The 7828-nt window shown below is 50.7% G+C and carries 8 protein-coding genes and 1 tRNA gene; 7 read left to right on the forward strand and 2 right to left on the reverse strand.

What is annotated here, in order from left to right:
- Positions 1-191: 191 nt before the first annotated feature.
- The 6 genes from JW953_09215 to JW953_09240 all read left to right on the forward strand — a co-directional run bounded on the left by JW953_09215 (position 192) and on the right by JW953_09240 (position 5486).
- Complete coding sequence (locus JW953_09215; GenBank protein MBN1992874.1) at positions 192-533, forward strand: histidine triad nucleotide-binding protein; 342 nt, start codon at positions 192-194, stop codon at positions 531-533.
- A 126-nt stretch (positions 534-659) separates the two neighbouring features.
- Positions 660-1124: a GatB/YqeY domain-containing protein gene (locus tag JW953_09220; GenBank protein MBN1992875.1), complete on the forward strand. Its 465-nt coding sequence runs from the start codon at positions 660-662 to the stop codon at positions 1122-1124.
- Positions 1125-1126: 2 nt separating this feature from the next.
- The gene (locus tag JW953_09225) at positions 1127-3397 is read left to right on the forward strand and encodes an HDIG domain-containing protein (protein MBN1992876.1); all 2271 of its coding nucleotides are present in this window, start codon (positions 1127-1129) and stop codon (positions 3395-3397) included.
- Positions 3398-3408: 11 nt separating this feature from the next.
- Positions 3409-3891: an rRNA maturation RNase YbeY gene (gene ybeY / locus JW953_09230; GenBank protein MBN1992877.1), complete on the forward strand. Its 483-nt coding sequence runs from the start codon at positions 3409-3411 to the stop codon at positions 3889-3891.
- A gap of 3 nt (positions 3892-3894) precedes the next feature.
- On the forward strand, positions 3895-4263 hold the full coding sequence (locus JW953_09235; protein MBN1992878.1) for a diacylglycerol kinase family protein: 369 nt from the start codon (positions 3895-3897) through the stop codon (positions 4261-4263).
- A gap of 215 nt (positions 4264-4478) precedes the next feature.
- Entirely contained in the window at positions 4479-5486 is a 1008-nt protein-coding gene (locus tag JW953_09240; protein MBN1992879.1) for a YvcK family protein, read from the forward strand.
- Positions 5487-5513: 27 nt separating this feature from the next.
- Here JW953_09240 and JW953_09245 read toward each other — a convergent pair whose 3' ends face one another.
- Positions 5514-6320 (reverse strand): PIG-L family deacetylase, encoded by an 807-nt coding sequence (locus tag JW953_09245; GenBank protein MBN1992880.1) that lies wholly within the window; start codon positions 6318-6320, stop codon positions 5514-5516.
- Positions 6321-6340: 20 nt separating this feature from the next.
- The gene (locus JW953_09250) at positions 6341-7384 is read right to left on the reverse strand and encodes an SIS domain-containing protein (protein MBN1992881.1); all 1044 of its coding nucleotides are present in this window, start codon (positions 7382-7384) and stop codon (positions 6341-6343) included.
- A 363-nt stretch (positions 7385-7747) separates the two neighbouring features.
- Between JW953_09250 and JW953_09255 the strand changes: the two genes are divergently transcribed.
- Positions 7748-7820: transfer RNA gene (locus tag JW953_09255), tRNA-Lys, on the forward strand.
- Positions 7821-7828 lie beyond the last annotated feature (8 nt).

Raw genomic sequence — 7828 nt, forward strand, 5'->3', positions numbered from 1 at the left:
TACCTCCTGGGGGTCTATCTGGTTCATTTTTGCCCCATTTTACCATGCAGGAGTGACTTTTACTCAATCCTTATCCCGAACTCAGGTAATTATTAAGAGATGACCCAAAGGCGGAACAGAGCCATCAGAACTGAGAAATAAAAGCCGGCTGGTCATTTCCCATTTGATAATCAATTTTAGGGAGAGGCAAAATGAATCAAGATTGTATTTTTTGCAAAATTGTGGCGGGGGAAATGGGCGGGCCACCCATTTATCAAGATGACGAGGTGACCGCTTTTAGAGACATCAACCCCATAGCGCCCACGCACATCTTAATTGTACCCAATAAACATTTGGCCTCTGTTGATGAAGCCACTTCAGCAGACCAGGCGGTATTGGGCAAATTATTGCTAACGGCGGCCAAACTGGCCCAAGAAGAAGGCATCACCGAAGGGTATCGCCTGATTATCAATAATGGCCCAAAGGCCGGGCAAGTAGTATTTCACCTGCATCTCCACCTGATGGGTGGGCGCAAGATGCGAGGCATGGGCTAAATTTTAAAAAATTCCTCTACCCAACAGAATTCGAGGGGGCAAAAGTGCACTTTTGCCCCCTCACCTCAAACCATCTTTATATTGACACCCCACTCCTTAACTTTATAATTACTAACACCCAATAAAATGATAGGAGCAAATCAGATGAGCCTTAAAGACCAACTGAACGATGATTTAAAACAGGCAATGAAAAGCAGCGATAAAATCCGCACCCAAACGCTCCGCACCTTGAAGTCGGCCATTAGATATGCGGAAATCGAGGCGCAAACTGAATTCGACGATCAAGCTGCGCTGGGGGTGGTGGCTAAACAGGCCAAACAACGTCGGGACTCTATCGCTGAGTTCCAAAAAGGCGGGCGGGATGATTTGGTGCAACAAGAGCAAGCCGAATTAACCATCCTGGAGAGCTACCTGCCGGAACAAATGTCAGCAGAGGAAATTAAGGCCAAAGCCGAGACTATCATCGCTGAATTGGGCGTAACCGATGTCAAAGGTATGGGGCAGGTTATGAAGCAGTTGATGGCCGAACTGAAAGGCCAGGCCGACGGCAAAGTAGTCAACCAGGTGGTGCGTCAACTTTTGAGCAATTGACCATGATTCAAAACAGAACCGGCAACCAAACAGGCAATGACAACCAAATATCAGGCCGTCATATCTGGCGAGGTCTATTGATAGCCCTGGCTTTTCTCAGTGTCAGCATATTTATCCTGGTCTATCAATTTGCACCTGCCGAAGATGTTATTGAAGACCTAGACGTGGGCCAAGTTGCGCCCAGAGATATTCTGGCGCCTCAACAGTTTGAATACACCAGCGCTCTGCGCACAGAGGCGGAACGGGAACTGAGGCGAAAAGCAATTTCAACCATTTACACCCAGCCCGACCCTAAAGTAGCCCGGCAGCAAGTGGATCGCCTGCGTAAAATATTCGATTACCTGGAGACGATCAGGGCCGACCCTTACGGCTCTCTGGCCGAAAAATCTGAGTGGATTGCCGCTATCCCTGATTTGAGCCTTTCAGATATTGTGGTGGACCAGATTTTAATTATGGACGAAAACAACTGGTCCGAAACCCACCAGGAGGCGCTGGTTGTTTTGAATCAGGCCATGCGCGGCGAGATCAGGGAGAGTCAAATAGCGGCTACCCGGCGTCAGTTGCCTACTCTGGTTCCCCTGGATACGCCGGATGAGTATGCCAATGTTATTGTAGATATTACTGACGACCTGATTAAACCCAATACTTTCCCAGACGAAGCCCGGACCGAAACAGATCGCCAGGCGGCTGCCGAGGCGGTTGAGCCGGTGAAAATAAAGGTTGAAAAAAATGAGTCGATTATTTCAGCCGGTGAGATTGTTACCGCCAGAGAGAAGGAAGCGCTGGAAGTATTACGGGGTCTACAACAGCCAGAATCCAGTTGGTTTGAAGATTTTATTGCCCCGGCCTTGCTGATGCTGCTGATCACCATAATTATTGGCGTTTATGTGCTGCAATATATGCCCCAAATTTTGCCAGACAGCAAACGGTTACTGGTGCTGGCCCTGGTTCTATTAATTTTTGTGGCCATGGCCAAATTAATGATTCCCAATGCCGGCCTTGCTTACCTGTATCCTATTGCAGCGCTGACCATGTTTATTGTAACCGTAATTGATGTCCAACTGGCCTTTATCTTAACCACTGTCCTGGCCTTCCTGGCCGGTTATCTGGCTACCGATAATATTCAGGCTATTGTTGTTTATTTGATTTTAGGCGGTTGGACCGGCGCTTTGGCCCTGGGCAAAAGCCAGCGGGTTAATGCTCTTTTGTGGGCCTGCGTATATGTAGGAATTGTTAACACCAGTGTCATCCTCATTTTTAATCTTTCTTCAATAGACTTCACCACAGCAGGAATTTTGCTATTCCTGGAGGGCGTGCTCAACGGCATATTTGCAGCGGGGTTAGCCCTGGTTGGCCTGTTTTTTATTGGCAATGTGGTGGGGATTACCACTCCCGTTCAACTATTAGACTTAGGCCGTCCCACGCATCCGCTCCAGCGCCAGCTCCTTTTAAAAGCGCCGGGCAGTTATCAACACAGCCTGATGGTGGGTAATCTGGCCGAACAAGCCGCTGAACGAATTGGAGCCGACGCCCTGCTAGTCCGGGTGATGGCCTACTATCACGACATTGGCAAAGTACAGCGGCCTTACTTTTTTATTGAAAATCAACGTGAAGGTGTCAACGTTCACGAAAAGCTTGAACCGCAGATTAGCGCCCAAATTATCATTAGCCACGTCAAAGATGGACTGGACCTGGCTCGCAAGTATCGTTTACCCAAAGTGGTTAAAGATGGCATTGCCCAACATCACGGCACCAGCCAAGTAAGATATTTCTATCATCAAGCGCTCAAGGCAGCAGAAGAAAAGCATACCCACGTAGACGAGGCCAGCTTCCGCTATCCCGGCCCCATTCCCCAAACGCGAGAGATCGGTATTCTGATGCTGGCCGATGTGTCGGAGACTACCGTTCGCGCCCTCAAACCCAACTCAGCGGAAGAGATTGACCACATTGTGCATAGAGCCATCATTGATAAATTTGAAACCGGACAACTCAATGATTGCGACCTGACCATAGCCGATTTACATCACATCCGTAGGGCCTTTGTTGACATCCTCCAAGGTGTACACCATCCCCGGATTAAGTATCCCGACCAGGTTAAGGCTGAAGAGAGCGCTACCCAAACAGGTAAATCAGATGAGCAAACCAAACAGGAGTCGCCAGGTGCTGAAACACCAGAGACAGCTACGCCGCCGGTGGCGTCTACACCTGCCACCCTGCATCCCTTGACCACCGAAGTCGAAACGCGGCCCATGCCCCTGTTTCGACGTGAGTAAGGTACGGTCCGGTGGAAATCATTATCCAGATCAACGAACCTTTTGCCAAAAATGTCGGCCCCGAGTTACTTGAGCAGGCTGCACACACAACGCTTCATCATTGTGCCCCCCCCCCTGAAACCAAAACGGTATCTGTGGTAATAACAGACAGCCAAATTGTCCGGCAACTCAACCACCAATTCCGGGGCATAGACGCACCCACGGATGTTCTATCCTTTGCCAATACCCCTGACCCTGACTTTTATCCTGGTGAAACCACAACCCACCTGGGAGACGTCGTCATTGCCTACCCCGTAGCCGAGGTGCAAGCCCTGTCTGCCGGGCACACCGGGCCAGAAGAAATCATCCTGCTGGCCGTACATGGCCTCCTCCATCTGCTGGGCTTTGACCACGATACCTCGGCCGACAAAAACAAAATGTGGGCCATCCAACGTGAAATTATGGCCGAGTTAGGATTGGCCCACCTTGAACCAACAGAAGATGAGGAAATATAGGCTTTGCGGGAAATTAACCGTCTTCAGAGTTTCCAATATGCCTTTGCCGGAATCTGGCACACCCTCAAAACCCAGCGCAATGCGCAAATTCACCTGGTTGTGGCTTTCATTATTTTTATTTTAGGTTTATGGTTAAAATTGACCTTGACTGAATGGGCCATCATTGTGCTTACAATGGGTTTGGTGATAGTCACAGAAATGCTTAACACGGTTGCCGAAGCGGCTATGGACTATACCTCTACAGATTTTGACCCCCGCATCAAGATAATCAAAGATGTGGCCGCCGGAGCCGTTTTGATTGCGGCGATTACGTCGGTGGTAGTGGGCTTGCTTGTTTTAGGCCCCCCGTTACTGAAACGACTCACCTTCTGAACATCCCCATAAACCACCTGGTTTCATCCCATTAGATATCCTGAATAGGCGCTTACGGCTGACACCTTCAACGAAGCGGGAAAAATTGACTCATCAAAGCATAAAGACTATGCTAAAATGAGCAAACAAATAATTATTGTCCTGAACGCCCGGTATCTCACGCTAAACAAGGCGGGCATAAAGGGAATATTTGTAAAAAACAGGAGATTAAGCAAATGACGAGGATTGTAACCATTGGAGGTGGAACCGGGGCGCCGACAGTATTACAGGCCTTGATCAGAGCAGGCTTTAGCGATATTAACGCCATCTGCGCCGCCACGGATTCAGGCGGGCAAACAGGCGTCATCCGTTCAGATGAACGAGACCAGGTAATTGCCATATCTGATTTGTTGCGTAATCTTTTAGCCTTAACCCCGCCAGAAAGTAGCCAAATGGACAATGTGGGCATTTTCAGAGAGATTATCAATTTTTCAGATGGCCGTAACCGGAATCTGGGTTATACAATTTACTATGCCTTGTTAGAAAAATATGATAATGACTATTTGCAGGTGCAACGATCATTGGAAAGGTTGCTGGGGATTCAGTTTATGGGGTGCGCCATTCCCGCCACCTCGCAATCTGCTACCATTTGTTTCCAATCTGAAAGCGGGAATATATATCACGGCGAACATGAATTGGATCGTTATTCTATGTCGCAGGACATGATTGACCGGGTCTGGATTGAGCCGTTAGTATCGGCCAGCCCGGGGGTCATTGAGGTTATTATGCAGGCCACGCACATTGTTTACTGTCCCGGCAGTATGTACGGCTCGGTGATTGCTAATCTGTTGCCCAAAGGCGTTACTAAAGCCCTGGAGCAAACAACGGCCAAAAAGATTTTTATCAGTAATTTGGTCTCGGTGCGGAATGAAACCCATAACTTTACCCCGGAAGATTTTTGGCATCTGTTCCAAACTTATACCGGCCTGGATCGTCCCTTTGCGGTGATGGTAGTGCCTGATCTGTCAAAAGCGGAATTTGAAAATAGATACACCACCATAGCCGGCCATTACGCCAAATATCACTCGTACTTTTTGGGATGGACGGCGGAAGAGTTAAGGCCAATGCAAGAGAGAGGGGTAGAATTAGAGATGGGCGACCACTATTCGCTCACCCAGCAGTTCAACCGTTTGCGGCACGATCCGCTGAAATTAGCCAAAATCTTGCAGCGGGTGATTGTTTAAAAAGTCCGGGCCGGATTAATTCCGGTTTCAGTCCGGCGTCCACACCCTTTCGGCTAATTTACCCTTCCCCACTGCCCGGGCATAGCGGCGTATCTGTCTTTCAATTTCTGCTTCATTTCCAAACAGCATGTTCAGTTGCGAGGCATAGGCCCGGATACTATCCAGTTTGGCCCGCAAATTATTTTCTCCAAAGTTTTCCAGCCGAGGCGTGAAATATTTATCCGTTTGCCGTAATTCCGCCAGGGTGTCTTCTAACTTAAGGCCGCCAAAATGGATGGTGGGATCGGCATAGGGATAATCCTCATAAAAGATCACGGGCCAGCCCTGGCTGCGTAATTGCCAGGCCGCGGTATGGGTTAATTGGTGGTCAACGTGATGGCCCACCGCTAAGGGCGCATAGAGCCTGGTATCCTCGTGGTGAATCGCCTGTTCAATAATGGCCGTGGCAATCTTTTCGGCCAGGCCGAGATCGGCAGGATGGATTTGGCCAAACAGTTTGGTTTCGTCGGCGTAATACCATTCTCCGGCTTGGGGCTGGCCGCGATAAATGCAGTCGCAAAAATGCAAATGCAAATAGCCAGCGCCCAGGGCTTGCATAGCGGCCTGATCTTCGGCCTGGCGCGTGGCCACAACGTCAGCGGGGTTGCCCCACCCGGCATGCATCTCCTGGGCAAAAAGAGAAAACGGATCGCCTGGCGGAGGGGGGGCCGCGCACACGGTTATCACCAACACGGACTGACCGGCCCGGGTTTGTCGGTGGATCGCCCCCCCGCAGGAGAGAGCCACATCATCAAAATGAGGAGACAGGTAGATAGCTTGATAGGCTTTAGCCATCGCCAGAATCCTTCCTGTGTTTAACGGGTCAAAGTAACTTTACGCAAACCGCGCGGATGGTCAGGGTCGAATCCCTTGGCCAGAGTCAGGCCCCAGGCGAAAATTTGCCCCGGCACTACCGCCACTAACGGCGACATCCACTCCGGGACACCGGCCGGAATTGGCAGAGGGGTTTGAGCCAGGGCCAGCGCTTCGGCCATGGCAGAGATGACCACCAGTTCCGCTTCTCGCTCTCGTAATTGTCGCAAAAAACCCAACATCTCATGGGCAATTTCACCCTCCGGCACCACCGCGATAACCGGAAACCCCTGCTCAACCAGGGCCAGCGGCCCATGCTGAAAGTCGGCAGTGGAGTAAGGCTCGACCATAACATAAGTGAGTTCCTTGAGCTTAAGGGCAATCTCAAACGCCGTGCCGTAGTTGTAGCCTCGGCTGATGACCACGCCCGCCTCCATGTAACGATACCGCTCGGCGGCTTTGATGATGGCCGGCGCTTGGGCCACTACTTGGGCCATCAGGTTGGGTAGCGTTTGCAGCGTTTGCCAACGGCCTGTGTCTTTGGCCAGAACGGTGCTCAACATGGCCATGACCAAAAGCGAGGCGGTGTAAGTTTTGGTGGCGGCGATACTCTTTTCCGCTCCGGCCCCCAGTCGAAGTGTGTAATCCGCTGCGGCTGAAATAGGAGAATCCGGGTGATTGGTTACGGCCACCGTCAGCGCTCCCTGCCGCCGACCTTCCTCTAATACAGCCACAATATCCGGCGACCGGCCCGACTGGGAAATGCCCAGCACCAGCGCGTCCTCTACCTGGGGCGGCTGCCGGTAGCGCGAAAATAACGAGGGGGTGGCCAGGGCCACGCAGAGTTTATTGGCCGTGCCAAAAAGATACTGCCCGTAACGAGCCGCATTGTCCGAACTGCCCCGCGCCGCAAAAACAATGAAGCGCGGGCCGCGTTCCTGGATTGCCTCGACCACCTCCGCAATGGCCGGGTGTTCTTCGGTCAGGAGGCGCTGCGCTACCTGGGGCTGTTCTTCAATCTCTTGTTGTAGATATGAAGAGTTCATAGGCTTCCTTTATCTGGCCGACAGGTATCGGCCAGCGACAATATCACAAAAAAAATGTTTGTCAAACCTGCCAGATTGCAACAAGCAATGAGGGCGAGAGCTATACTAAAAACAGAATGAAACCGATACTTTTGTTAAGCAATAAACTGAATGTCATTTCGAGGCCGTAAGCCGAGAAATCTCCCTCTAAGGTACGGTCTCGAGGAGATTTCTCCCTTCGGTCGAAATGACATATCCACCATTGTTACTGAAAGTAATGGTTTCAAACTAAGCTCAGTATAGGGGGAGAGTTAGGCTATAAATACCGCCCCGCTTTCGGCTTTCTGACTTGCCAAAAAGAGGAGACTCGTTATAATTTCGGGTGGGCCCCTAGCTCAACTGGCAGAGCAGCTGACTCTTAATCAGCGGGTTCAGGGTTCGAGTCCCTGGGGGCTCATTGGCCGA

This window comes from Anaerolineae bacterium (genome assembly GCA_016931895.1).
Taxonomy (GTDB): domain Bacteria; phylum Chloroflexota; class Anaerolineae; order 4572-78; family J111; genus JAFGNV01.